This window comes from Streptomyces beijiangensis (assembly GCF_017315755.1).
Lineage (GTDB): Bacteria > Actinomycetota > Actinomycetes > Streptomycetales > Streptomycetaceae > Streptomyces > Streptomyces beijiangensis.
In genome coordinates, this window is the sequence record NZ_JAFLRJ010000399.1 from 1 (window position 1) to 1371 (window position 1371).

The window sequence follows — 1371 nt, forward strand, 5'->3', positions numbered from 1 at the left end:
CTCGTCGGGGGTGACGATGCGTGTGCCCAGGCCTTCAGCCTTGTCCCTCTTGGATCCGGCATTGTCCCCGGCAACCAGGAGAGAGGTGCGCTTGGACACGCTCGACGAGGACTTGCCGCCGGCCCTCTCGATGAGTTCGTTCATCTCATTGCGCGAGAGCTTCTCCAGGGGGCCGGTCATGGCACCGGTGACCACCACCGTCATCCCCGCCAACGGTCCTGCTGCTGTCTGCTCCTCAGCCTCCACGGCTTGGTCCTTCGGGGCGGGTGGCGTGGCACCGGGTTCGCTGAGGTTCACTCCGGCGGCAGCGAGCTTGCTGATGAGCGGGGCGAGCTCCGCCAGTTCCGCAACGATCACCGGCGCTTTCTCCACCCCGATGCCATCGACCTGCTGAATCGCCTCGGCTTCCGCGGCCTGCAGCTGCTCCATGGTGGCGAAGTGCCGGGCGATACGGCGGGACATGGAACGTCCCGTGCCCCGGACACCGAGCGCGGCCAGCACGCGGGCCAACGGCTGTGTCTTGGCTGCTTCGATGGCGGCCAGGAGGTTGTCGGTGCTGGTCTCCCCCATGCGTTCCAGCGCCAGGAGCTGTTCGCGGGTCAGAACGAACAGATCGGCGAAGTCACCGACAAGACCGGCGTCGACCAACTGGATCACACGAGTGGCTCCAAGGCCTTCGATGTCGAGTTGATCGCGTCCCACCGCGTACGCGATGGAGGCCACCACCCGGCAGTTGCGGCCGCGTACACAGCGCCAGCGCTGCTCGGTGGTGTCGATCTCGGAGCCGCACTGCGGACACACGTCGGGGAAGACGATCGGCTGCTCGTCGCCGGTCCGCACATGCGCGAGGGGCGCTTCGATGCGCGGGATGATGTCCCCGGCCTTGTAGACCATCACCTGGTCGCCCAGGCGCAGGTCGCGGCGGGTGATGTCCGCCGGGTTGTGGAGGGTGGCGTACGTGACCGTGCTTCCGTCGATCTCGACCGGTTCCAGGACGGCGCGTGGCGCGATGATGCCGGTCCGGCCGACGTTCCACTCCACCGCCAGCAGCCGGGTCACCTTCTCCACTGCGGGCAGCTTGTAGGCGATCGCCCAGTGCGGCGCCCGCGATCCGGATCCGCCATCGCGCTGGTCGACTGCGAGGTCGGCCTTGATGACGATGCCGTCGATGCCGAACGGCAGCTCTGCCCGCGAAGCTGCGATCTCCTCCACCCGGGCAAGGACCTCGTCGGTCGTGGCCGCGGTACGGGGTGCGACCGCGCTGGAAGCCGCCGTATGGATGCCAAGCCCGGCGGCGAACTCGAGGATCCGGCTGTGCGGCCATTCCCTCAGCTTCTCGGCGAGGTCACCGGTGCTGCCTTCCACCGCCAG

General features: G+C 68.1%; 1 protein-coding gene. It reads right to left on the reverse strand.

Annotated elements, in window-relative coordinates:
- The coding region (gene ligA / locus J0695_RS32545; protein ID WP_206968244.1) for an NAD-dependent DNA ligase LigA at positions 1-1371 on the reverse strand (1371 nt) is incomplete at both ends.